We start from the raw sequence: 24110 nt of genomic DNA on the forward strand, positions 1-24110 counted from the left end.
AGTCCCGCCCAGCCGGCGGCGGACGCCAGGGCCCGCCTCCGGGCAGCGCTGCGGCCGGTCCTTGGCGCCCGGCGGCAGCCGCCTCGGGGAGTCCCGCCGTTCCGCCTGACGCCGCTCGGCGGCTGTACGCGCCTGCCTCCGGCATGGCGGCAGACCGCGCCGGAGCCGTGCGGGAGCAGGACGGCGGAGCTTATTCCGCCGCTTCCGCTTCCGCCCTGGCAGGCGGAGCCAATGCCTCCGCTTCCGGTCCGGCAGGCGACGAGCCCGCGGGCCTTGTCAGCGGCGCTTCCGGCCCCAAGCCGGAGGTCGGCGGGCTGGCTTTGTCCCCTCAAGCCGGCTTTGCCGAATCCTGGGGTTCATACAGTCCGTCGGAATCTTTCCCCGGAGCGGCGGGCAGCCTCTCCGATGCCCCCGAAGGCGGGACGGGCTTCCCGGAGCTCAGCTGGGTCGGCCAGATGCACGGCACCTATCTGATCGCGCAAAACGAGGAAGGCATGTACATGATCGACCAGCATGCCGCCCACGAGCGGATCAATTACGAATACTATTACCGCAAGTTCGGGGAGCCGGGCAGCGAGAGCCAGGTTCTGCTCGTTCCCTTCACGCTGGAATATACGAGCGCGGACGCCCAGCAGCTGGCCGGGAGGCTGGAGCTGCTGGCGGAAGCAGGCGTGGAGCTGGAGCCGTTCGGTCCCCAATCGTTCCTCGTCCGCTCCCATCCCCATTGGTTCCCCAAGGGCGAGGAGCAGCAGCTCGTCGAGGAGATGGCGGAGTGGGTGCTGCGCGAGAAGCGGGCGGTGGACATCGCCAAGCTGCGGGAGGAGGCGGCCATCATGTGCTCCTGCAAAGCTTCCATCAAGGCGAACGACCGGCTGAGCCGGGAGGAAGGCGAAGCCCTTCTCGCCCGGCTGGCCGCCTGCGCGCAGCCTTATACTTGTCCGCACGGCAGGCCGATTCTGGTCCATATTTCCAACTATCAGCTGGAGAAAATGTTCAAACGGGTGATGTCATGATCGTCACGACGACGGATCAGCCAAGCAGAGACATGCTCGACGCTGCCGCCCGCCTGGCGGAGGAGCTGGGCGCGCGGCTCGTCAGCCGCAGAGGACGCACGCTCGGCCAATTGGCCGCAGCTTACGGCGACAAGGAGCTGCTGGTCGCCACGAGCACGCAGCTTCGTTATTACGGCGGCCCCGACGAGCCGCCCTTTTATTTCCATCCCAGCATGGCCTACGTCCGCGTGAAGCGGCTGCGCAAGGGAGAGTCCGATCCGCTGGTGGAGCTGGCCGGCTGCCGTCCTGGAGACAGCGTCCTGGACTGCACGGCCGGACTTGCCGGCGATTCCATCGTTTTCTCGTATGCGGCCGGACCGGAGGGGAGCGTGACGGCGCTGGAGAGCGAGCCGGTGCTGCATGCCGTTGTCCGGGAAGGGCTTCTGAGCTATGAGACGCCTCTCAAGGACGTCAATGAGGCTTTCCGGCGCATCCGGCCGGTGCTCGCCGGACATGCCGACTATTTGAAGTCGCTGCCGGACGACAGCTTCGATATCGTCTACTTCGATCCCATGTTCCGCGATCCTGTGCAGGAATCAAGCTCGATCGAGCCTCTGCGCGGCTTGGCGAACCACGGCGCGCTTGCGGCGGAGACCGTCCGGGAAGCGGTTCGGGTAGCGAGAAGAACGGTGCTGCTCAAGGAAAAAAACAACAGCCCGGAGTTTCAGCGGCTCGGCTTCGAGCGCTGTCCGGGGAAAAAGACATCCGCTGTCGGATACGGAGTGATTCGAATTGACTAAACAGCCGCTTCTCGTTCTGGTCGGGCCGACGGCCGTCGGCAAGACGAAGCTGAGCCTGGAGCTTGCCAAGGCATGGAACGCGGAAATCATCTCGGGAGACTCCATGCAGGTCTACCGGGGAATGGACATCGGCACGGCCAAAATTCCCTGTGATGAGATGGAGGGGATTCCCCACCATCTCATCGATATCCGGAATCCGGACGAGCCCTACTCGGCCGCCGACTTCCAGGAAGCGTGCAGCCGCCTCATTCCGGAGATCGCAGCCCGCGGCAAGCTTCCATTCATTGTCGGCGGCACCGGACTCTACATCGAGTCGGTCTGCTACGGATACCAGTTCTCCGAGGCGGGCTCGGACGAAGCCTTCCGTGCGGAGCTCCAGAAGCTCGCGGATGCCGATGGCGTCGATGCCCTGCATGCCAGGCTGGCTGCCGCCGATCCCGAGTCCGCGGCCAAGCTGCATCCCAACGATGTGAGAAGAGTCATCCGGGCGCTGGAAATTGTCCATGTGACGGGGCAAACGATGAGCAGCCAGCTCGCCGGACAGAAAAAAGAGTCGCCCTACGAATTGGTTATTCTGGGACTGCAGATGGACCGTGCGGAGCTGTACGGCAGAATCGAGGAGAGAATCGATCTCATGATGGAGGCCGGGCTGCCGGAGGAGGTCGCCCGCTTGCTGGAGCAAGGCGTGCCGGAGAACGCCGTGGCCATGCAGGGGCTGGGATACAAGGAGCTCGTTCCCTGGCTGAGAGGCGGGACGACGAAGGAGGAAGCCGTCCAGCTGCTCAAGCGGGATACGAGAAGATTCGCCAAGCGCCAGCTGAGCTGGTTCCGGCATATGAAGGACATTCATTGGATCGACGCCGGGGAAAATTTTCACAACAATTTGGAGCTTATCCATGCTATACTAGCAGGAAAGTTTGCAGTCGATCTTGAATATACCACTAACAATCCTTTTTGACGGGGGTAACTTCCAATGAACAAATCCATTAATATTCAAGATACGTTCCTGAACCAGCTCCGCAAGGACAGCATCCCGGTCACGGTTTACCTCACCAACGGTTTCCAGATCCGCGGGGTTATCCGCGCCTTCGATAATTTCACGATCATCATCGATTCCGACGGACGCCAGCAAATGGTGTACAAGCATGCGATCTCGACGTTCACGCCTCAGCGCAACGTATCGCTCATGCAGCCGCAGGACAGCTCCTCGGAATCCTAGGACAGGCTATGCCGCCGCGAGTGCGGTGAAACCTTTCCTGCAGCAGCTTCGTTAAGGAAATATCGGTCCGAAGAACAACCCGCTCTCCGGCAGGGTTGTTCTTCTGTTTCCAAGGGTATACCTATATCGGGACAGAAGAGACCGACCGGAAGGAGAACGATAGACATGCCAGACCAGAGAAAAAAAGGGGATTATCCGGCGCAGCCGGCAAGCAAGAAGGGCAAGAGGAAAAAAGGCCGGATCAGCCGCAAGCGGAAATGGTTCTACGGCCTGTTTTTCGCGGGAGCTCTCGCCGTCGTCGCCGGCATCGTCGGCTACCTGCTGGTCATCCTCAACGGCGAGCGCATCCTCGCCGCCAACAAGGATGTGCTCAGCTTGACGGAGGCTTCCGTCGTCTATGATTCCAGCAACAACAAAATCGCCAGCCTGGCCAGCGTCAACCGCCAGAACGCCGAGTTCTCGGAGCTTCCGGAGCTGCTTCGCGACGCGTTCATCGCGACGGAAGACAAGCGCTTCGAGGAGCATTCCGGCATCGACATGCTCGGCATCGGGCGCGCGCTCGTCAAGGACGTCATCGCGCGGAGCGCCAAGGAAGGCGCGAGCACGATCACGCAGCAGCTGGCGCGCAACCTGTTCCTGAACCAGGACAAGACGTTTTTCCGCAAAGCGACGGAGGCTTCGATCGCCGTTGCCCTGGAAAACCAGATGACCAAGGACGAAATTCTTACGATGTACCTGAACCGGATCTACTTCGGCAACGGCATCTATGGCGTGAAGCTCGCCGCCAAATATTACTTCAACAGCAGCCTTGAAGACCTCAAGCTGTGGCAGATGGCTACTCTTGCCGCCATTCCGAAGGCGCCAAGCTATTATAATCCGAAGGATGACATCGAGCGCTCGACGCAGCGCCGGGCCGTCGTCCTTACCCTGATGAACGACCAGGGCTATATTACGCAAGAGGAGGAGGACCAAGCCAAGGCGGTCGTCTACAAGCCGCCGGGCGAGTTCAATTCCGGCAGCGACCGCAACAAATTCCTCACCTATGTCGATTTTGCCGTCAAGGAAGCGATGCAGGTCATGGATATGTCCGAGGATGAGATCCGCTTGGGCGGATACAAGATCTACACGTCGCTGAACGCCACGGCCCAGCAGACGATCGAGGACGAGTTCGACGACGACAGCAACTTCGAGAAAAGTCCGGACGAGCAGAAGCAGCAGGCGGCCATGGTCATCATGGACCATAGCGACGGCTCGATAAAGGCGATGATCGGCGGCCGGGATTACGTGCGCAAGGGACTCAACCGCGTCACGGTTCCGCGGCAGCCTGGCTCTTCCTTCAAGCCGATCACCGTATACGGGCCGGCGCTGGAGACGGGCGACTACACGCCCGGATCGACTTTGCGGGACGACAAGAAATGCTACGGCAGCTATTGTCCTACCGATTCCAACAAAAACAAGTACATCGGTCCTGTCAGCATGAGCCAGTCGATCATGGAGTCCCGCAACGCCTCCGCGGTATGGCTGCTCAACGAAATCGGTGTCAGCAAGGGAGTAAGCTTCTCCGGCAAGCTCGGCATGCCGCTGGACAAGGACGACCGCAATCTGGCGATCGCGCTGGGAGGGCTGTCTCATGGCGTAACCCCGCTGCAGATGGCGACAGCGTACAGCGCATTCGCCAATGACGGCAAGTCGGTGGACGCTCATACGATCGTCAAGATCGTCGACCATTCTCAGGAGACGAGATACCAGTATGCCGCAGCGAAGCCCAAGCAGCTCATGAAGGAGCAGACGGCGGCTTACATGACGGAGCTTCTGCAAGGCGTCGTCGGCCCGGGCGGAACAGGCCGCGGAGCGGCCATCGACCGGCCGTTGGCAGGCAAGACCGGCACGACGCAGCATGGCATCAGCGGACTCAAATCCAGCTACAACCGCGACGCCTGGTTCGTCGGCTATACGCCGGAGTGGACCGCCGCGGTATGGATGGGCTACGACAAGACCGACAAGGAGCATTTGCTCAAGAAGAGCAGTTCCGCAGCGGCCGCATTGTTCTCGAAGGTCATGTCCAAGGCGATGAAGGACGTGCCGAAGGGCTCGTTCGGGAAAGCTCCTTCGGAACCGACGCCGACGCCGCCGGCTTCGGATGCGCCTGATCAGGTCAAGAATCTGACGGGCTCCTACGATCCGAACCAAATGCTCGTGTCGCTGCGCTGGACTCCTGTCGAGGGTGATGGAATCAGCTACCGGATCTACCGCAAGGATTCCTCCCAGGCTGAATTCAGCCGCGCGCTTGATTCCGCCGCTGCGGGAAGCGCCGATGACATGAACGTGGCGCCCGGCATGTCGTACGAATATTACGTGACGGCCTATGACAGCAAATCCGGCTTGGAAGGACCTCCTTCGGCCCGGATCGCGATTGAAATTCCAACAGTCGAGATCAGCCCTTCGCCGACTCCTGGCTGGAATGACGGCAGCGGGGAAGGGAACGAGGGAAACGGAAACAACGGCAATGGCAACGGGAACGGAAACAATGGCAACGGGAACGGCCATGGAAATAACGGCAACGGTAATGGCAATAATGGAAACGGCAGCGGCAATAACGGCAACGGCAATGGAAACAACGGCAGCGGGAATGGTAACGGCCAAGGAGGCGGACAGCAGGGCGGGGAATCGACTTCCCAGCCGACGCCGACCCCGACGCCGACCTCGACTCCGGCCGATGCCGGGGGGACGGGCAGCGGCGACGGAACGTCCGGCACCTCCTCCGGCGATGCAGCCGCACTACCTTCGGTTCCGGCTGAATCGACCGGACCTTAGTGCAATCGGGCATCGGAGCTGCGACAATGCAAGCTCCGATGCCCGTTCCATATGACACCAGAGCCAATTCCACTCAAGCTCCGATGTCCTTTCCACCTGATGCCGCATTCCGAAACCATAACCTTTACGGAAAAGGAAGTCATGACAACATGAAAAAGAACCTTAAAGCTCTGTCCATCCTCCTGCTCGGCACCGCTATTGTTGCGGCGGGCTGCGGAGCGAAGAATGCGGGCAACGAATCCTCTGGCGCAGGCGCCAGTACGCCGGCCAGCAATGCATCTGGCGATGCCGGCGGATCGGCCGCCAAAAGCTGGAGCAAAAAGCCCGACATGGCGATCGACACCTCCAAAACCTATCAGGCGGTCGTCACTACGACGGATGGCGAGTTCACGATCGACCTTTTCGCGAAGGATGCGCCCGAAACGGTCAACAGCTTTGTCTTTCTGGCGCGGCACAACTATTTTGACGGCATCGTTTTTCACCGGATCATTCAGGACTTCATGATCCAGACGGGAGATCCGACGGGCACGGGGGCAGGCGGCCCGGGCTATACGATACCGGATGAGCTGAACAACGGCCATGTCTACAAGAAAGGCGTCGTGGCGATGGCCAATACGGGACAAGCCGACACGGGAGGCAGCCAGTTCTTTATCGGCACGGGTCCAAGCGTCGAGAGCTTGAGCCAGCTTCCGAACTATACGATCTTCGGCGAGATTTCGGGCGGAATGGATGTCGTGGACAAGATTGCCGCCACTCCGGTCGAGAAAAATGCCCAAGGCGAGCCCAGCAAGCCGACTCAATCGGTGAGCATCCAAAACGTCGAAATCAAGGAAAGCTGATTCCCTTTGCCTGATGTTCCGCCGAATGTGTGAACATGATGTGAATTTCCCTCATATGCTGTACTAGCAGAGGAGGGATCTCCATTATGGGCAAGCATGGCGCGGCTGGAATGGGAAGATGGCTGAGGATCTACGCCTGGGCGGTGCTGGCGGCAGGGGCGGTTTTGTGCGCAGGCTTCCTGTACCCGTTCAATGACGGCAATATGGCGCTCATGGCAGGCGTAGGCTGCCTCATAGCCGCGCCCGTCGTTTATATCGCTTCCTTCATGTTCCCGCTGGCGGACGAGTATATCGGAAGCCATACCGGCGAAGGCGGGGAGCGTCCCGGCAGGGGACGGTAATATTTCGCAAATATAAGGACATTCAATGAACAACATTTTACGGAAATCGCACAAAAATAAGACGGATTCGTTAACGGGGGCGCCGAAAGGCGTCCTTTTTGCTATGCTGTAACACGAGAGAGGAAATGTTCTGTCAAGAGCATACTCGGTTAATGGGTAATAGCAGGATGGAGATGGCCAAAAGGAGATGAAACGATGAAAAATTCACACAAGTGGCTATGGGGGCTCGGGATTGCCCTCGCCATAGCTGCTGTGGCCATCGTGGTGGTATGGTCCGGCAGCCTCATGGTGCTGGATCCGAAAGGTCCGGTCGCGGAGATTCAGAAAAACCTGATCTGGATTTCCGTCATTTTGTGCGCGGTCATTATTGTGCCTGTACTCGGCATTTTTGCGTTCATAATCGTGCGGTACCGCGATAAGCCGGACAACAAGGCGCCGTACGAGCCGAACTGGTCTCACAGCACGAAGCTGGAGGCGATCTGGTGGGGGATCCCGATCGTCATCGTCGTGCTGCTGGGATACTTCACGGTCCGGGATACGTACAAGCTCGTCAAGCCGCCGGCCGAAACCGCCCATGTAGCGCCGGTGACGATTCAGGTGACGTCGATGGACTGGAAATGGCTGTTCCAGTATCCGGATCAGGACATCGCGACGATCAACTACATCAACATTCCGGAGAACACTCCGATCCAGTTCGTTCTGACGTCCAGCGCGGCGATGAACTCCTTCTGGATTCCGCAGCTCGGCGGCCAGACGTATGCGATGCCGGGCATGGCGATGAGGATGTGGCTGCAGGCGGATGAAACAGGCGAATACTTCGGCTCCGGAGCCAACTTCACCGGCACCGACTTCGCCAAGATGAACTTCACCGTGAAGTCGATGTCTCAGGACGACTTCAACGACTGGGTAAGCAAGTCGCAGCAGGAGACGGCGAAGCTGGACAACGCCGCCTACAACAAGCTCTCGGTCAAGGGAACGGCGGATATTCAAACCTTCGGCTCCATGGACCCGAACCTGTTCAACTCGATCGTCATCAAAAACGGCGGGCATCATCATCCGGCCAACGGCCTGGATATCCGCGGCGCCTATCCCGTGAAGGACGGCAGCAACGAAAGCTCCGGCTCCGAGCCGGATGCAGCAAATCAGACATCGGGCCTATCGCAGCCCGAAATGAACCACTAGGCGGCCAAGGGGAGGAAATTCATCCATGTTGGATTCGATAAAAGACTTTGCCGCCGATTTCTTCGTCACCGGCGATCCGCTCATCTATGGCGCGGATGTATCCATCGCTCTCGTCAGCATTGCCATCGTCTTCGTCCTGACCTACTTCAAGAAGTGGAAATGGCTCTGGCGCGAATGGCTGACGACGGTCGACCATAAGAAAATCGGCATCATGTACCTGATCGCCTCGCTGCTCATGCTGTTCCGCGGCGGCGTCGACGCCTTGCTCATGCGGACGCAGCTGGCGCTCCCGAACGTGGAGTTCCTGCAGGCGGACCACTATAACGCCATCTTCACCACGCACGGCACGATCATGATCCTGTTCATGGCGATGCCGATGATGTTCGCTCTCTTCAACATGGTCGTGCCTCTGCAGATCGGAGCCCGCGACGTCGCGTTCCCGTTCCTGAACGCGCTCAGCTTCTGGCTGTTCCTGATGGGTGCGATGCTGCTGAACGTATCGTTCGTCATCGGCGGCTCTCCCGATGCGGGATGGCTCAGCTATCCGCCTCTGTCGGAGCTCTCGGGCAGTCCCGGCGTCGGCCAGGACTTCTACATCTGGGGCATCCAGATTTCCGGTATCGGCTCCCTCGCTACCGGCATCAACTTCATCGTCACGATTCTGAAAATGCGCGCGCCAGGCATGAAGCTGATGAAAATGCCGCTGTTCTCCTGGTCCGTGCTTTCGGCGTGCATCACCATTCTGTTCGCCTTCCCGATTCTGACGATCACGCTGGCGCTGCTGTTCCTGGACCGCTATTTCGGGGCCCACTTCTTCACGCTTGACGGCGGCGGCATGTCGATGATGTATGTCAACCTGATCTGGATGTGGGGCCACCCCGAAGTATATATCGTCGTGCTTCCCGCCTTCGGCATCTTCTCGGAGATCGTGGCCACCTTCTCGAAGAAGACGATATTCGGCTACAAGTCGATGGTCTTCGCAATGATGGTCATCAGCGTCCTGTCGTTCTTCACCTGGGTTCATCACTTCTTCACGATGGGCTCGAGCGCGGACGTCAACTCGTTCTTCGCGATCACAACGATGGCGATAGCCATCCCGACCGGGGTCAAGGTGTTCAACTGGCTCTTCACCATGTTCCGAGGGAGAATCAGCTTCCAGAGTCCGATGCTCTGGACGATGGGCTTCATTCCTTGCTTCCTGGTCGGGGGAGCGACGGGCGTCATGCTCGCCGTCGCACCGGCAGACTTCCAGTACCACAACAGCTACTTCCTGATCGCCCACTTCCACCAGGTGCTCATCGGCGGCGTCGTGTTCGGCTACCTCGCCGGCATCTACTACTGGTGGCCGAAGCTGTTCGGCTTCAAGCTCGACGAGAAGCGCGGACGCTGGGCGTTCTGGACATGGAACATCGGCTTCTACGTCTGCTTCTTCCCGCAGTACTTCCTCGGCCTTGACGGCATGACGCGCCGCGTCTACACGTACGGCTGGGACCGCGGCTGGGCTGCGCTCAACTTCACGAGCACGATCGGCGCCTTCATGATGGGCATCGGCTTCCTGTTCCAGGTATGGCAGATCGCCTACAGCGTCCGCAAGGGCGAACGGGCAACCGGCGATGCATGGGGCGGCAACGGCAGAACGCTGGAATGGTCGATCCCATCTCCGCCTCCGGTATACAACTTCGCGGTTGTGCCTCAGGTGAAGCATGCCGACGACTGGTTCCATGTGAAGGAAGACAAGGCGAAAGGAATCGAGCGTCCGAAGCAGCAGCTGGAGCCGATCCATATGCCGAAGAACTCCGCCATTCCATTCGTCATGGCAAGCTTCTTCTTCCTCGTGGGCTTCGGTTTCACGTTCCACTGGACCTGGATGATCATCGTCGGCGCACTGGGCGTCTTCGGCAGCCTGTTCGCCCGGTCATTCAGCTACGATGTGGATTATTACATTCCGGTCGATGAGGTCATCGAGACGGAACGGAAATTAGGGAGGTCGTACTAATGCAGCAGCATATCGTCTCTCCTGAGGTCCACGAGCATCATACCCAGGAACAGGAGTCGCTCAAGACAGCGGGCTTCTGGCTGTTCCTTGTATCCGATACTCTGCTGTTCGGCACCTTGTTCGCGACCTATGTCGTCCTGGTCGGCCATACGAACGGCGGACCTTCGGGCAAGGAGCTGTTCGAGATTCCGGGATTCGTCGCCTCGACGTTCCTCCTGCTTACGTCCAGCTTCACGAGCGGCCTGGCCGTTCTCCAGATGCAGGCCAAAAAGCTGAGCGGCATGATTTTCTGGCTGATCATGACGCTCCTGCTCGGAGCGGCGTTCCTTTACCTCGAGGTCACGGAGTTCGTGAACCTCGTCCATGAAGGAGCGAACATCGGCACGAGCGCATTCCTGTCGGCGTTCTTCACCCTGGTCGGCACCCACGGAATCCACGTTACCGTCGGCATCTTCTGGTGCATCGGGCTGATCTTCCAGCTGCGCAAGCACGGAATTACAACGGTAACGAAGCGCAAGATTTCGAACTTCAGCCTGTACTGGCATTTTCTCGACGTGATCTGGATCTTCCTGTTCTCCGTCGTTTACCTCATGGGGGTGATGTAGATGAGCCCGCATTCCGATTCCCACGGCCACGGACATGGCCATCACGAGGAGCATAACCACGGGTCGCTCAAGTCTTATACGATCGGATTCATCATCTCGATCATACTGACTGTCATCCCGATGCTCGTCGTATTCAACGGCCTGATGTCCCGGACGGGGACGCTGCTCGTCATTCTCGTCACAGCGATTCTGCAGCTTCTCGTCCAGCTTTTCTTCTTCATGCATATCAACGAAGGCGAGAAGCCTCGGTACAACGTCATGGCGCTGGTGCTCGGCTTTGTCATCGTCATCACGATCGTTGCCGGCTCCGTATGGATCATGTCGTTCAACTCGGTCGTCCAATAAGATCGTTCCTGTCCCCGCTCCCAATCCGGAGCGGGGATATTTTCTTTTGAAGCGGCTGTTTTCGCCTTGACATGGCCAAGGCAGGTTGGTCTTATTTGGCGTTACCGCTGGAGATGGACAGTAAGATGTGGTAAGCTGTCAACTAAAGGAAACACGGAAAAAAGGCAGGGGCGAACCGAGCATAGTCGCAGCGCCATTGCCGCATCTTAAGGGAAAGGGTACGTTCCATATGAAACGAAAATTTTCGGATCGGGCCAACTGGCGGCGTATCCTGCGCAAAAGCTACACTTGCCTGACGCTTGACGGAGAGGATTTCAGAGGGCTGGTCACGTTTTACCGGATTCACGACCTCCGGGAGCCGCTCTGGAAGGAGTACAACGGACGGAGGCTCTGCCTGGCCGACCGGGGCTATCTCTGGATGCAGCATTTTCCCCGCGGCGAGCACTTCGTCGTCACGACCATGTTCGACGACAAGGGCAAGGTCGTGCAGTGGTACATCGATATCTGCAAGACGCAAGGCCTGACGGACCAGCAGGTTCCCTGGTTCGACGATCTTTATCTGGATATCGTCGTGCTTCCTACGGGAGAAGTGTTCCTGATGGACGAGGATGAGCTGGAGGATGCGATCCGCGACGGCGATGTGACGCGCAAGGAAGCGGCGATGGCCCGGAAGACGGCTGGAAGGCTGCTTGCCGCCATCAAGAACGGCCGCTTCCGCTACTTTACGCTCAGCCTGCGCCACCGCAAGACGCTGGCCGAACGAATGGGCGAGGTCAGCGAATCATGAAGGCGGCAGAGGCGGGGACGAACAAGCCGAAGCCGACAAAAAAGACCGGGACGGCGAAGAAGCCTGCCGCCCGGCGCAAAAAAAACCGACATGGCGGCCTGCTGGGCCGCCTTGTGCGCGCTTGCCTGATTGTCGGGGCTCTCGGCGTATTTGCAGCGGGGTACCTGTTCTGGCAGATCACGCATTATTCTCCACCCAATCCTGTGCCGCAGCGGGAGGCTGGAATCGTGCTCGGAGCCGCTCTCTGGAACGATGCGCCGAGCCCTGGACTCAAGGAGCGGCTGGATCAGGCGCTGAAGCTGTACCAAGCCGGGAGAGTGCAGAAGCTGATCGTCTCCGGAGGTCTCGACCGCAACGGCTCCAAGCTCACCGAAGCACAGGGGATGAGAGTCTATCTCGTTTCGCGCGGCGTGCCCAAGGATGCCGTCATTCTCGAGAACCGGGCGACAAGCACATACGAGAACCTGGTGTTCAGCCGGAAGGCCGGCGAGGCTGCCGGCATCAAGTCCTATCTGATCATTACGCATGAGTATCATGCCTCCAGGGCGCTCGACATGGCGCGGTTCCTCGGGTTTCCCGACCCGGTCGTAAGCTCCGTCAAATCCAAAGTGCTCAACGCAGCAGCCAACGAAACCCGGGAGACGCTTGCGTACGGCAAGTGGCAGCTGGACAAGCTGCTCATGCTGGTCGGGCTCAAGTCCGCATGAAGGCCGTTAGCAACCGTTCATAGTCCGATCTGAAGTCTGTCTGATTCTGTTAATATGGCTCTGCTGTCCCGAATACAATTTGTAGAGCCATTCAATTGCAGGAAGGACAGGTGATGCCGCGGATGAACGGACACGCCGCTTCGGGACATCAGGGCGCAAGGCCCTCCCGCCAAATAAATGTCGTGCTGCGAAGCCATGAGACGTACGGTCTCGGAGCATCCTCCGCAGCCGCCCAGCAGGTCGATTATCCCGAGCCTGCGGGAGCGGCCAGGCAGGCTCCCGCAGCCGATCCCTATGCCGAAATCCAAAAGGAAATGGAGCATATGGTCGGCATGGAAGGGGTCAAATCGCTGATCTATGAAATCTATGCCTTGCTCCTGATCAGCCAGATGCGCTCGGAAGCCGGGCTCTCTGGCGGAGCGCAAGTCTATCATATGATATTCAAGGGCAATCCCGGCACCGGCAAGACGACGATCGCCCGCATCGTCGCCAAGCTGTTCCAGAAGATGGGCCTGCTGTCCAAGGGACATCTCATCGAGGTCGAGCGGGCGGATCTTGTCGGCGAATACATCGGGCATACCGCGCAAAAAACCCGCGATCTCGTGAAAAAGGCGCTGGGAGGCGTCCTGTTCGTCGATGAAGCCTACAGCCTGGCGCGAGGCGGGGAGAAGGATTTCGGGAAGGAAGCGATCGATACGCTCGTCAAGGCGATGGAGGACTATCGCAGCCAGTTCGTCCTCATTCTGGCCGGCTACCCGCTCGAGATCGAGCATTTTCTTCTAACGAATCCCGGACTGCCTTCGAGATTTCCGATCCAGATCGACTTTCCCGACTACTCGGTGGACCAGCTCATACAGATCGCTGAGCTGATGGCCAAAGACCGGGACTATTCCTTGCTCCCTCAGACCGTCTTCAAGCTGAGGAGCCATCTGATGCAGGAAAAGACGGCTACGCTCTATTCGTTCAGCAATGCCCGCTATGTCCGCAATCTGATTGAAAAATCCATCCGCCACCAGGCCGTCAGGCTCCTCAACCAGTATGCGTCGGCCAGTCCCGGCAGGCAGGAGCTCATGAGCATCCGTCCGGAAGACATGCGCTGGGAGGGAAAGGTCAAGCAGCCTGGTGAACTCGGATAAGGCGAAAGGAGCTTCGCAAAGCTTGGATACGACAACCTATGAAACGGATCATGGCGTGCCCGACAGGGCCATTCTCGTCAGTCTGGTCACCCAGGAGGCGAAGCGCGGCCCTTCGGATCCGGAGCATTCGCTCGAAGAGCTCGCCAACCTGGCCGATACGGCCGGCGTCGAAGTGCTTGCGACTGTCATTCAGAACAAGGAAGCGCCCGATCCCAAATGGCTCGTCGGCAAAGGCAAGGTGGAGGAGATCCGCGCCGTCAAGGAAGAGCTCGGAGCGACAACGATCATTTTCGACCAGGAGCTGTCCGGTGCGCAAGTGCGCAATCTCGAACAATCGCTTGATGCCAAAATCATCGATCGGACCCAGCTTATTCTCGATATATTCGCCGGAAGGGCGAAAACCCGGGAAGGCATCATCCAGGTCGAGCTCGCTCAGTTGAGCTACCTGCTGCCGCGCCTGTCGGGACACGGCAAAAATCTGTCCCGCCTCGGCGGCGGTATCGGCACGCGCGGGCCGGGGGAGAGCAAGCTTGAGACCGACCGGAGGCATATCCGGGGACGCATCTCCGATCTCAAGGCCCATCTGCGGGAGCTGACGCGCACCCGCGAGCTTCACCGGGAGCGGCGCCGCAAGACGGGCGTAACCCAAGTCGCGCTTGTCGGATATACGAACGCAGGCAAGTCGACGCTGATGAATGAGCTTACGCTCGCCGACGTGCTGGTCGAGAACCGGCTGTTCGCAACTCTGGACCCGACCTCCCGGGTTCTGGTCCTGCCAAGCGGCAACGAGGTCGTGCTCACGGATACGGTAGGCTTCATCCAGAACCTGCCCCATGATCTTGTAGCCGCGTTCCGCGCCACCCTGGAGGAAGTCGCGGAGGCGGACCTGATCCTGCATATCGTGGACAGCTCGTCCCCGATGCGGCGCGAGCAGATGCGGGTCGTCGAGGAGCTGCTGCAGCAGCTCGGGGCATCGGACAAGCCGCTCCTGCTCGTGTATAATAAGAAGGATCTGGTCGGAGGAGCGCTCAGAAGCCTGCTTCCGTCCAGCGGTCCTCGGCAGCTGCTCATCAGCGCCTACGACGCTGCGGACCGGAGCCGTCTGCTGCAGGCGATTCAGGACGAGCTTTCGGGGGAAACCCGGTCGTTTGCCTTGCCGGCCGACCGCGGGGACCTGATCGCGCTTGCCTACCGTTGCGGCGAGGTGCTGGAGCGGGAAGCGGACGGAGACGTCCTATGGCTGACGGTGGAGCTCAACCGCGCGGATTACGAAGTGAACGGACATCAGCTGGAGCCTTACCGCCAGTCGCGGACCAGCGCCGGAATTACGACACAGCAAGGAGACTGAATACAAGTTGGACAAGCTCATGAAGCTTGCGCAGGCGGCAGAAAAAAAGGTTCAATCCCGATTCGCGGAACTGGATCTCGTCGCCGAGCGCAATCAATGGAAGGTCATCGAAGCGTTTCAGAAGCATAAGGTCAGCGATTTTCATTTCAACGGATCCACCGGCTACGGCTACAACGATCGGGGGCGCGAAGTGCTCGATCTCGTGTATGCCGACGTCTTCCGGTCCGAGGCCGCTCTCGTGCGGCCTCATTTTGCGTCCGGCACGCATACGATCAGCACGGCGCTGTTCGGACTGCTCCGTCCCGGGGACGAACTGTTATACGTGACCGGACGTCCTTACGACACCTTGCACAAGGTTATAGGCAAGCCCGGCGACGGCACCGGATCCCTTCAGGATTGGGGAATCCTCTACAAGGAGGCGGCGCTGGCGCCGGATGGCGGCGTCGATTGGGAAGCGGTGGAGACGCTCATCACGGAACGGACCCGCGTCATCGGCATTCAGCGCTCGAGGGGCTACGACTGGAGAGCTTCGTTCACCGTCGATCAGATCGGAGAGATGGTCCGCCGAGTAAAATCCATGAAGCCGGATGTGCTCGTCTTCGTCGACAATTGCTACGGCGAGTTCACGGAGTTGTCGGAACCGACCGAGGTCGGAGCCGATCTCATCGCAGGATCGCTTATCAAAAATCCCGGGGGCGGACTTGCCGCGACAGGCGGATACATAGCAGGCAAGGCCGATGCCGTCCAGGCTGCCGCCTACCGGCTTACGGCGCCCGGCATCGGCTCCGAGGTCGGAGCGATGCTGGATACGCTGCGCGGCATTTATCAAGGCCTGTTTTTGGCGCCGCATCTCGTCGGACAGGCCTTGAAGGGCAGCGTGCTGTCGGCGGCGATGTTCGAAGAGCTCGGGTTCGAAACTTCCCCGGCCTGGAACGATCCGCGCACGGATCTCATTCAGGCGATCCGATTCGGCTCGCCCGACGCTCTCACGGCATTTGTGCAAGGCATTCAGGCTGCGGCTGCTGTCGACTCGCATGTCGTGCCGGAGGCATGGGACATGCCGGGGTACGAGCATCCGGTCATCATGGCGGCCGGCGCGTTCATCCAGGGAGGAAGCCTGGAGCTGTCTGCCGACGCGCCCATCCGCGAGCCTTATATCGCCTACATGCAAGGCGGATTGACCTACTCCCATGTCAAGTACGCCTTGCTGCAGTCGCTTCAAAGACTGGAGCAGCAGGGTATTATTGTTAGTTAAACTTACACAAGAACCTAACATGACTTGACACCTTTATGTCGCGCGATTACAATAGGTTCATAACTTATCGCGATTGGAAGGTTGATGTGAACATGGCTGACGATATACGCCGCAATATGGCTTTGTTTCCGATCGGAATCGTGATGAAGCTCACGGACCTGACCGCACGCCAAATCCGCTATTACGAGCAGCATGAATTGATTGTCCCGGCGCGCACCTCGGGCAACCAAAGGCTGTTTTCCTTTAACGACGTGGAAAGGCTGCTGGAGATCAAATCCCTCATCGAGAAGGGAGTCAACATCGCCGGAATCAAGCAGGTGATGAACCCGGTCTCCAAGGAATCCGAGGATGCGACCATCATGACGGAGATATCCGAAGTGAAGCGCCGCGAGCTCAGCGATTCCCAGCTTCGCCTGCTCCTGAAGCAGCAGCTGCAAGAGAAGCGTCCTGGCAAAGCATCGCTTATCCAAGGCCAGCTGAGCCGCTTTTTCCCGAACAAACGCTAGCCATAACCTATTTTATGATGTGAGGAGTAGATACGGTGAGTTACAACAAAGAAGATATCATGCGCATCGCCAAGGAACAGAACGTCAGATTCATCCGTCTCCAATTCACGGATCTGCTGGGCACGATCAAAAACGTCGAGATTCCGGTCAGCCAGCTTGAGAAAGCTCTCGACAATAAAATGATGTTCGACGGCTCCTCGATCGAAGGTTATGTCCGTATCGAGGAATCCGATATGTATCTTTATCCCGACCTCAGCACTTGGGTCGTATTCCCGTGGGTTACGCAGGATCGCGTCGCCCGCTTGATCTGCGACATCTACATGCCGGACGGCACGCCGTTCGCCGGCGATCCCCGCGGCATTCTGAAGCGCGTGCTCAAGGAAGCCGAGGAAATGGGCTTCACTGCGATGAACGTAGGTCCTGAGCCCGAATTCTTCCTGTTCAAGACGAACGAGAAGGGCGAGCCGACGACCGAGCTCAACGACCAGGGCGGTTATTTCGATCTGGCGCCGATGGACCTCGGCGAGAACTGCCGCCGCGAAATCGTGCTGACGCTCGAGGAGATGGACTTCGAGATCGAGGCCTCCCATCACGAGGTCGCTCCAGGCCAGCATGAGATCGACTTCAAATACGCGGACGCCATCAAAGCGGCCGATCAGATCCAGACGTTCAAGCTCGTCGTCAAGACGGTCGCCCGCCAGCACGGCCTGCACGCGACCTTCATGCCGAAGCCGCTGTTCGGAGTCAACGGCTCCGGCATGCACTGCCATCAGTCGCTGTTCCGCGGCGGAGAGAACGCCTTCTACGACGAGGACGATCAGCTGGGACTCAGCCCGACGGCGCGTTACTACATGGCCGGCCTTCTGCGCCATGCCCGCGCGATGACCGCCATCACCAATCCGACCGTCAACAGCTACAAGCGTCTGGTGCCGGGTTACGAGGCGCCGAGCTACGTCGCCTGGTCGGCAAGCAACCGCAGCCCGATGATCCGCATTCCGGCTTCCCGCGGCCTCAGCACCCGCGTCGAAGTGCGCAACCCGGATCCGGCCGCGAATCCATACCTGGCTCTGGCCGTCATGCTGAAGGCCGGCCTGGACGGCATCAAGAACAAGCTGCCGCTGCCGGCTCCGATCGACCGCAACATCTACGTCATGACCGACGAAGAGCGTCTGGAGGACGGCATCCCGAGCCTGCCGGAGGATCTTCGCGAAGCTCTGAACGAGCTGCTGCGCAGCGAGATTATTACGGAAGCTCTCGGCGACCACGCCCTGGCGCATTTCTACGAGCTCAAGGAAATCGAGTGGGACATGTACAAAACGCAGGTGCATGAGTGGGAACGCGATCAGTACCTGACTCTGTACTAAGAGAGGAATCCCAGTAGTATCAAGGGATTGTAGAGATTTTTATCGGGGGGCATTTTCAAGGAATCAGTGTATTATTTCTGGCTGCCCCCCGTTTGCCCCCGAACTTCAAAATTGTTGAGGATGCCCTTGGTGAAGGCTTCGAACTTCTCCATGCTGGCATCCTCTATTTTTTTGGAGATGTGGGCATAGATGTCCGAGCATTTCTTGGATGACCTTCAATTGTGGTATCACCCTTTAGTGCTTCAGCTGCTGAAAAGAAAAACTATCCTTTTTCTTATGATTTTTCTACAGCGATTTATACAGATATGTTGAGACATACGGTGGTAATACTACTTTTGATGCGACAAGTAAAATGCCTGCTTATCCATCAGTTACTTTTAATGCATTTAATGGGACGTTACTGGATGAACCATTCTGAAATTTTTAGTGCAAAGCTGTGTACTTGGTCAACAGCAAAAGTCTTTTCCCTGAAGAAGAAACGTGTAAGAAGTGCGGAGCGCCTATGGTCCGGCGGAAAGGACCGAAGAGCGATTTCTACGGCTGCAGCAAATATCCGAAATGTAGAAGCATTGCTCAGTTTGAAGTGAGCCGATGAAATAGCCTCTGGCCTTGTGGTCGGCGGGCTTTTTTGTTCTAGGCAATGTTAAATCTTAATGTTGATTTTCAACCTAAAGAAAACCGCCCTACATGGGGGGCGGTTCATTGAGCTAACGTATCCCGTTGTTCAATAGGACATGGCTGCGTTAAATATCGAATAATCCTCTGCCAATCAAGTTTGCAGTAACCGGCTTCTTTCCGATTTCTCGTGACCATATAGACAATTGACCGATGTGGTGGATTTCGTGGGCGATCACGTGCCGCATTACTTCGCCGTATTTATGGGATTCCCGTTCCCCTTCATCCGTGATATCAATCATCATGCGGTCTTCCAAACTATCCTTCCAATCATACACAAATGGAGCGAGTTCCAAGTGGCAACGGCCTGAAAAATCTTTTATTTGCTGCAAGCTTGCCACTTCCTCAAACTGAGGGATTGTAATCGCTTTTTCTTGTATACCACCGCATATCCAGCCATACTCGACTGCCACAATGTGATACAGAGTGGAAAGGATGTACCCTATGCCGCCGGTGCGTCTTTTCATCAACTCTTCCTCGCTCACTGTATCGCACCAGTCAAACCAATCTTTGCGAACTTGCCAGTTATACTCGAATAGTTTCAGCATGTCGTGGCCTCCTGCGCACCTTAAACTTTGTTACTCCTACCATTCGATAAATAATAGCGTTATCCTGTCTATTAGCTTAACGACAGAAGGAGCAGCTGCGGTGTCGGCAAACTGCTCCTGAATCGCTGAACTAAAGTTCTCCGTTAGTCACCCTAAATACGGTTCATGCGGTTCTTAGCCACATTGGCTCTTCGAATGATAAATTGTTTCTGTCCCATATGATGAGAGTGCCAGTGATTGCAGGCTCCTGTGCAAAGGTCACGTTTCCGATGGATGTGTTGAGTATAAACCTTCTAACAAATACGAAATGGTTGGACTGGACCGATTTGTTTCTTACAGAACAAATGATTTGATTTTATTTTATTTGAAGGAATAAAAAAGTTGATCCTGAAGGGGATCTCCGGACATAAGAAACCAAGCTTGACCTGACCGGGCCTAAGGGTGTGGAAAGGAGTACAACTCAACCTTCAACCGAAAGTCAAACGGACGCTCTTCAATACCCATATCCAAGCTCGATTTGACTTTTCTTGTAGGAATAAAGCTTTAATAAATGGAATAGCTTGCAAATAAAGATACATCCTATGAGCGATTCCACAACAAGAGGGGAGTGTACATTAATGGGAAGATTACCGGGTCCTCCAGGTCCTCCAGGACCGCAAGGACCGCAAGGGCCTCCAGGACCAACAGGACCGCAAGGCATTTGTCTGCCGTGTCCTACTGGACCTGCAGGTCCAGTAGGAGCAACGGGGCCAACAGGTCTAGCAGGGCCAACGGGAATAGGGACAACTGGAGCTATCGGGCCAACAGGCCCTGCGGGCGCGACGGGAGCGACTGGACCAGGAGTTGGGGCAACAGGAGCAACGGGAGCAACAGGCCCGGCCGGAACCGCAGGAGCAACAGGAGCAGCAGGAGCAGCAGGAGCAGCAGGGGCCACAGGAGCAGCAGGAGCTACTGGAACCACAGGAGCAACAGGCGGAGTACTCGCTTTTTCAGACTTTTTCGCCTTGATGCCACCCGATAATGCTGCAACAGTCGCACCGGGTACTGATGTCAGCTTTCCTCAAAATGGGCCAACAAGCGGTACTGCCATTACACGAACAGGTCCAACTACATTTAACCTGGCTGCGATTGGAACCTATCAGATTCTGTTCCAGGTGAGTGTGACCGAGGCGGGGCAACTCATATTGACACTTAACGGCGCCGATCTCGCGTACACGGTAGTTGGGAGGGCAACGGGCACATCGCAGATCGTAGGCACGGCCCTTGTCCAAACGACAGTGATAAATTCTATCCTCACGGTTCGTAATCCAGCCGGGAACTCAACTGCATTAACGATAACTCCTCTTGCTGGTGGAACCAGATCCGTCTCTGCACATCTTGTCATCATTCAGATTGCTTAAGTTAATTTTCGTTGTAACATATATAGAAAGCCCGCTGAACTTACTAGTCGGAGGGCTTTTTTTTTGTTTACAGCTACGTTTGTGCAGCAGGAAATACTGGAGTGAAGAGCCTGCCTGCCACTGTGGTTCCAGCAGCGAATCAGCGTAATCTATTTAGGTGATGAAAAGGATTGAAAAGATGAAAATTGCTTTTTAATTTCTCCCTTTTTCCCCTACCCGGACACCGATATAATACAGGTAATGGATTGGACAGGGGAGAGAATGAAATGATGAGAATTATGTTGGATGACTTAAACGGGCCTGATGTCCGGGCTTTGATCGGGGAGCATCTCCGGGGGATGGCCGAAAATTCTCCTCCTGAAAGCATTCACGCGTTGGACTTGAATGAATTGAAAAAGCCGGAAATCACTTTCTGGAGCGTCTGGGAAGAGGGGGAATTGCTCGGATGCGGCGCTCTCAAGGAGCTCGACGCCAGCCATGGCGAGCTCAAGTCCATGAGGACGGCTTCGAGACATTTGCGCAAGGGCGTTGCCCGAAAGCTTCTTGATCATATTATCCAGGAAGCCAAACGAAGGGGTTATGCTCGAATCAGCTTGGAGACAGGCTCCATGGATGCCTTTGTTCCGGCCCGCGATTTGTATGCGTCCTTCGGCTTTATCGAATGCGGGCCGTTCTCTGGCTATGAGGAAGACCCAAATAGCGTATTTATGACAAAGCAATTATGAGAGAGTGCAGATCAACCCAATAAGCTTTGACGGCGGCTGTCCGATCGGACAAGCCGTTTTTTCTTGTTCTCGGACAATCTTAGGGCGGCATAGGCTCATACTCATAGGCATCTTGCCGGAACATTCCGGTTAGGATTCGTTAACAGGGGGGAAGAGCGTGGCCAGACAATCAAAGCCGAGAGCTGGGGTGTCAGGGCTTGTGCTCGCGCGGACAGCCTCCAGCATGCTGCCGCTTTATGCCCGGTTCGTTCGAAGCCGTCCATTCGCCGAGGAATGGAGCGCTGCAGTACGAGCGGCGGATCTCGATACGCTGTTGAAGCTGTTCAAGGAGGAGGCTCCGCTTGCGCCGGTCAATTCGTTCAGTACGAACGGCATCGGATTTTTCGTGGACTTCAACTATCCACCGCCTGTTCGAGCGTACACGAATGCGACGACCATTCCGCCCGGAACGGCGCAATTCGCTTTTTCGGCAGCTGTGCTCCGCAGGCTATCGGCGGCCGTGCTGCCGCTCTACCGGAAGCTGGCCGGCAGCGGCACCTTCGCCAAGGAGGCGGCGGTTCTGATACGAAGCGGGCAGGAGGAAAGATTCCGCCGATTGATCAGGCCCTATGTGCGAAGCCGGTACTTGACCGGAGTTCATCTTGAATCCTCGGGATTCTACATGAGCTTTCAATACCCGGGCTCCAAGCATATTTACCTGAACGAGTTTTTCCACGAAAAGTTTCGATGACAATGCGAAAAGCAGCGAACAACAGTGAAAAATAAGAACCTTTGAAAAACAAACGCGCACTCTGTCAGAGTGCGCGAAGGGGTGAATAAAGCCGGATATGGAGGGGTAATGGAAGGGACTTCCTATTGGCCCAAAAGGGACATGCCTCAGTGAAGATTGCGGAACAATCCGATTACCTTGCCGAGAATCGTCACATTCTTGAGCCGGATCGGCTCCATGGAGGCGTTCTCGGGCTGAAGCCGAATATGGTCGCGTTCCTTGTAGAACGTCTTGACCGTCGCTTCGTCATCTTCCGTCATGGCTACGACGATATCGCCGTTGCTGGCGGAAGGCTGCTGGCGGACGATGACGTAATCGCCATTATGTATGCCCGCTTCGATCATGCTCTCCCCGACGACGCTCAGCATGAACACCTCGTGATCGCCGACATAGTCAGCCGGCAAAGGGAAGTACTCCTCGATGTTCTCGGTCGCCATGATCGGCACTCCGGCCGTTACCTTGCCGACGACGGGAACGCGGCTGATCGAGACGGGAAAGGGCAGCATGGCGGCATCGTCGCCGTCGAGAATCTCGATGGCGCGCGGCTTGGTAGGGTCTCGGCGGATCAGGCCCTTCTTCTCCAGGCGGTCCAGATGGCCATGCACCGTGGAGCTGGATGCCAGGCCTACCGCCTCGCCGATCTCACGTACTGAAGGTGGATAGCCTTTGTCCCGGACTTCGTTCTTGATGAAGTCAAGAATGGCCTGCTGGCGGTTGGACACTTTAGACATCGCAATCACTCCAAAACTAGAAATTAGTAGAAAGAAATATGTAGGCAAAGTATAGCACAGAACCCGAGTTCGTACAAACATAAGTTCGAGAAACAGCCGTTCGCATAGGGCGATTCCGATCGGCGAACATACGTTCCAAATAAGCGTTGACCAAAACAAATGTTCGTGTTATTCTGGGAATAAGAACAAACGTTTGGGGAGTGAACGGTCATGATGACTTTATCTGGATACAGCACGCCGGAGCGAGGCTCTGAGGCAACGGTCCGCAGGCAAGTGAAGAAGCAGGAACATCATTATCTCAAGGAATGCTTCCGTCCCGGAGCAGTTCCCGGCGATTCCAGATTCATCCCCCGTTCCTCCGCTGTCTCGGCAAGGACAGCCGGGAGCAGACGTCCGCGCCGCCTGCTTCCATATGCAGCGTCAATCCTCCTGTTCCTTCTGGTCTTCTCCAGCTTTTGGGGATTTTCCGGAGCGAGCTCTTCTGGAATCGCCCCCGCAGCTGAGGGCGAGCTGACCGTCACGGTGACGAGCGGAGACACTCTCTGGTCCATCGCCGGGAATTCCGGCCTTTCCCATGACATCAGGCGCAGCGTCTTCATGATCAAGCAGCGCAACGGCCTGAAGGATTCCGATCTGCAGGCGGGTCAGACCTTGATCATTCCCAAGCAATCTTGAACGGCTTCTTTTAGGCCTCGCCCGTTTTGAGAGTCTAATTTCATTTCGATAGATATCAGCCCCGGGAGACATCGCCGGGGTTTTTTGGCTTTCTTGACAAGCTCTTCTCCGTAGTTCAAAGTTAGAAGGAAACGTCAATGAACAGAGGTGAACGACGAGTGGATATCGATGCCTTGATCGCAAGGATCAACGAGCTTTCCCGCAAGCACAAATCTGTCGGGCTGACGCCTGAGGAAGTCATAGAACGGACGCAGCTCAGACAGCAGTATCTGGCCAATTTCAAGCGCAATTTCAAGCAGCAGCTGGACAACATTGAATGGGTGGATGACGAGAACAAGGGGGGCCAATAAA

At 57.1% G+C, this 24110-nt stretch carries 24 protein-coding genes and 1 pseudogene; 23 read left to right on the plus strand and 2 right to left on the minus strand.

What is annotated here, in order from left to right; genetic code table 11:
- From VE23_RS27255 to VE23_RS27260, 19 genes and pseudogenes are all read left to right on the plus strand, one after another.
- Positions 1–1013: pseudogene (locus tag VE23_RS27255) on the plus strand (DNA mismatch repair endonuclease MutL); the annotation flags it as partial.
- Positions 1010–1792 (plus strand): class I SAM-dependent methyltransferase, encoded by a 783-nt coding sequence (locus VE23_RS03385; protein WP_021879855.1) that lies wholly within the window; start codon positions 1010–1012, stop codon positions 1790–1792. The pseudogene VE23_RS27255 and the gene VE23_RS03385, both read left to right, overlap by 4 nt.
- The gene (miaA, locus tag VE23_RS03390) at positions 1785–2750 is read left to right on the plus strand and encodes a tRNA (adenosine(37)-N6)-dimethylallyltransferase MiaA (RefSeq protein WP_049867290.1); all 966 of its coding nucleotides are present in this window, start codon (positions 1785–1787) and stop codon (positions 2748–2750) included. Before VE23_RS03385 ends, miaA begins: the two co-directional genes overlap by 8 nt.
- A 15-nt stretch (positions 2751–2765) precedes the next feature.
- On the plus strand, positions 2766–3011 hold the full coding sequence (gene hfq, locus VE23_RS03395; RefSeq protein WP_021879853.1) for an RNA chaperone Hfq: 246 nt from the start codon (positions 2766–2768) through the stop codon (positions 3009–3011).
- 165 nt (positions 3012–3176) lie between these two features.
- On the plus strand, positions 3177–5825 hold the full coding sequence (locus tag VE23_RS03400) for a transglycosylase domain-containing protein (protein ID WP_049867291.1): 2649 nt from the start codon (positions 3177–3179) through the stop codon (positions 5823–5825).
- A 149-nt stretch (positions 5826–5974) separates the two neighbouring features.
- Positions 5975–6664, plus strand: a complete 690-nt coding sequence (locus VE23_RS03405) for a peptidylprolyl isomerase (protein ID WP_048745905.1) — start codon at positions 5975–5977, stop codon at positions 6662–6664.
- An 86-nt stretch (positions 6665–6750) separates the two neighbouring features.
- Positions 6751–7005: a hypothetical protein gene (locus VE23_RS03410; RefSeq protein WP_049867292.1), complete on the plus strand. Its 255-nt coding sequence runs from the start codon at positions 6751–6753 to the stop codon at positions 7003–7005.
- A 195-nt stretch (positions 7006–7200) separates the two neighbouring features.
- On the plus strand, positions 7201–8187 hold the full coding sequence (gene qoxA / locus VE23_RS03415) for a cytochrome aa3 quinol oxidase subunit II (protein WP_049867293.1): 987 nt from the start codon (positions 7201–7203) through the stop codon (positions 8185–8187).
- Positions 8188–8212: 25 nt separating this feature from the next.
- Positions 8213–10183 (plus strand): cbb3-type cytochrome c oxidase subunit I, encoded by a 1971-nt coding sequence (locus VE23_RS03420; RefSeq protein WP_021879846.1) that lies wholly within the window; start codon positions 8213–8215, stop codon positions 10181–10183.
- Complete coding sequence (gene cyoC / locus VE23_RS03425) at positions 10183–10788, plus strand: cytochrome o ubiquinol oxidase subunit III (RefSeq protein WP_048745903.1); 606 nt, start codon at positions 10183–10185, stop codon at positions 10786–10788. The genes VE23_RS03420 and cyoC overlap by 1 nt, the downstream gene beginning before the upstream one ends.
- Complete coding sequence (gene cyoD / locus VE23_RS03430) at positions 10789–11133, plus strand: cytochrome o ubiquinol oxidase subunit IV (protein WP_021879844.1); 345 nt, start codon at positions 10789–10791, stop codon at positions 11131–11133.
- A gap of 229 nt (positions 11134–11362) precedes the next feature.
- A complete protein-coding gene (locus VE23_RS03435; RefSeq protein WP_048745902.1) occupies positions 11363–11920 on the plus strand; it encodes a DUF402 domain-containing protein in 558 nt (185 codons plus the stop codon).
- Positions 11917–12627, plus strand: coding sequence for a YdcF family protein (locus tag VE23_RS03440; protein ID WP_084781257.1), 711 nt, complete (start codon positions 11917–11919; stop codon positions 12625–12627). Before VE23_RS03435 ends, VE23_RS03440 begins: the two co-directional genes overlap by 4 nt.
- Positions 12628–12749: 122 nt before the next feature.
- Positions 12750–13763, plus strand: a complete 1014-nt coding sequence (locus VE23_RS03445) for an AAA family ATPase (RefSeq protein ID WP_048745926.1) — start codon at positions 12750–12752, stop codon at positions 13761–13763.
- 22 nt (positions 13764–13785) lie between these two features.
- Positions 13786–15111 (plus strand): GTPase HflX, encoded by a 1326-nt coding sequence (hflX, locus tag VE23_RS03450; RefSeq protein ID WP_049869619.1) that lies wholly within the window; start codon positions 13786–13788, stop codon positions 15109–15111.
- Between the two features lie 19 nt (positions 15112–15130).
- Entirely contained in the window at positions 15131–16366 is a 1236-nt protein-coding gene (locus tag VE23_RS03455) for a methionine gamma-lyase family protein (protein ID WP_049869620.1), read from the plus strand.
- Positions 16367–16458: 92 nt separating this feature from the next.
- Positions 16459–16872 carry a MerR family transcriptional regulator gene (locus VE23_RS03460; protein WP_048745897.1) on the plus strand — a complete coding sequence of 138 codons (414 nt, stop codon included), beginning with the start codon at positions 16459–16461 and terminating at the stop codon, positions 16870–16872.
- 35 nt (positions 16873–16907) lie between these two features.
- The gene (glnA, locus tag VE23_RS03465; RefSeq protein WP_021882093.1) at positions 16908–18236 is read left to right on the plus strand and encodes a type I glutamate--ammonia ligase; all 1329 of its coding nucleotides are present in this window, start codon (positions 16908–16910) and stop codon (positions 18234–18236) included.
- Between the two features lie 502 nt (positions 18237–18738).
- A complete protein-coding gene (locus VE23_RS27260) occupies positions 18739–18831 on the plus strand; it encodes a topoisomerase DNA-binding C4 zinc finger domain-containing protein (RefSeq protein WP_084781259.1) in 93 nt (30 codons plus the stop codon).
- A 148-nt stretch (positions 18832–18979) separates the two neighbouring features.
- Here the strand turns inward: VE23_RS27260 and VE23_RS03470 are convergent, their stop codons facing one another.
- Entirely contained in the window at positions 18980–19459 is a 480-nt protein-coding gene (locus VE23_RS03470) for a DinB family protein (RefSeq protein WP_049867294.1), read from the minus strand.
- A gap of 1669 nt (positions 19460–21128) precedes the next feature.
- On the opposite strand from VE23_RS03470, the gene VE23_RS03475 reads away from it, so the two are divergent.
- Positions 21129–21584 (plus strand): GNAT family N-acetyltransferase, encoded by a 456-nt coding sequence (locus VE23_RS03475; RefSeq protein WP_048745923.1) that lies wholly within the window; start codon positions 21129–21131, stop codon positions 21582–21584.
- 157 nt (positions 21585–21741) lie between these two features.
- Positions 21742–22314 carry a hypothetical protein gene (locus VE23_RS03480; protein WP_069202424.1) on the plus strand — a complete coding sequence of 191 codons (573 nt, stop codon included), beginning with the start codon at positions 21742–21744 and terminating at the stop codon, positions 22312–22314.
- 146 nt (positions 22315–22460) lie between these two features.
- On the opposite strand, the gene lexA is transcribed toward VE23_RS03480, so the two are convergent.
- The gene (lexA, locus tag VE23_RS03485) at positions 22461–23084 is read right to left on the minus strand and encodes a transcriptional repressor LexA (protein ID WP_048745894.1); all 624 of its coding nucleotides are present in this window, start codon (positions 23082–23084) and stop codon (positions 22461–22463) included.
- Between the two features lie 210 nt (positions 23085–23294).
- On the opposite strand from lexA, the gene VE23_RS03490 reads away from it, so the two are divergent.
- Positions 23295–23759 carry a LysM peptidoglycan-binding domain-containing protein gene (locus VE23_RS03490; RefSeq protein ID WP_021877445.1) on the plus strand — a complete coding sequence of 155 codons (465 nt, stop codon included), beginning with the start codon at positions 23295–23297 and terminating at the stop codon, positions 23757–23759.
- A gap of 137 nt (positions 23760–23896) precedes the next feature.
- A complete protein-coding gene (locus tag VE23_RS03495) occupies positions 23897–24109 on the plus strand; it encodes a DUF896 domain-containing protein (protein WP_373864513.1) in 213 nt (70 codons plus the stop codon).
- Position 24110 lies beyond the last annotated feature (1 nt).

The sequence above is a fragment of the Paenibacillus sp. D9 genome, from assembly GCF_001188365.1.
GTDB classification, from domain to species: Bacteria; Bacillota; Bacilli; order Paenibacillales; family Paenibacillaceae; genus Paenibacillus_O; species Paenibacillus_O humicus.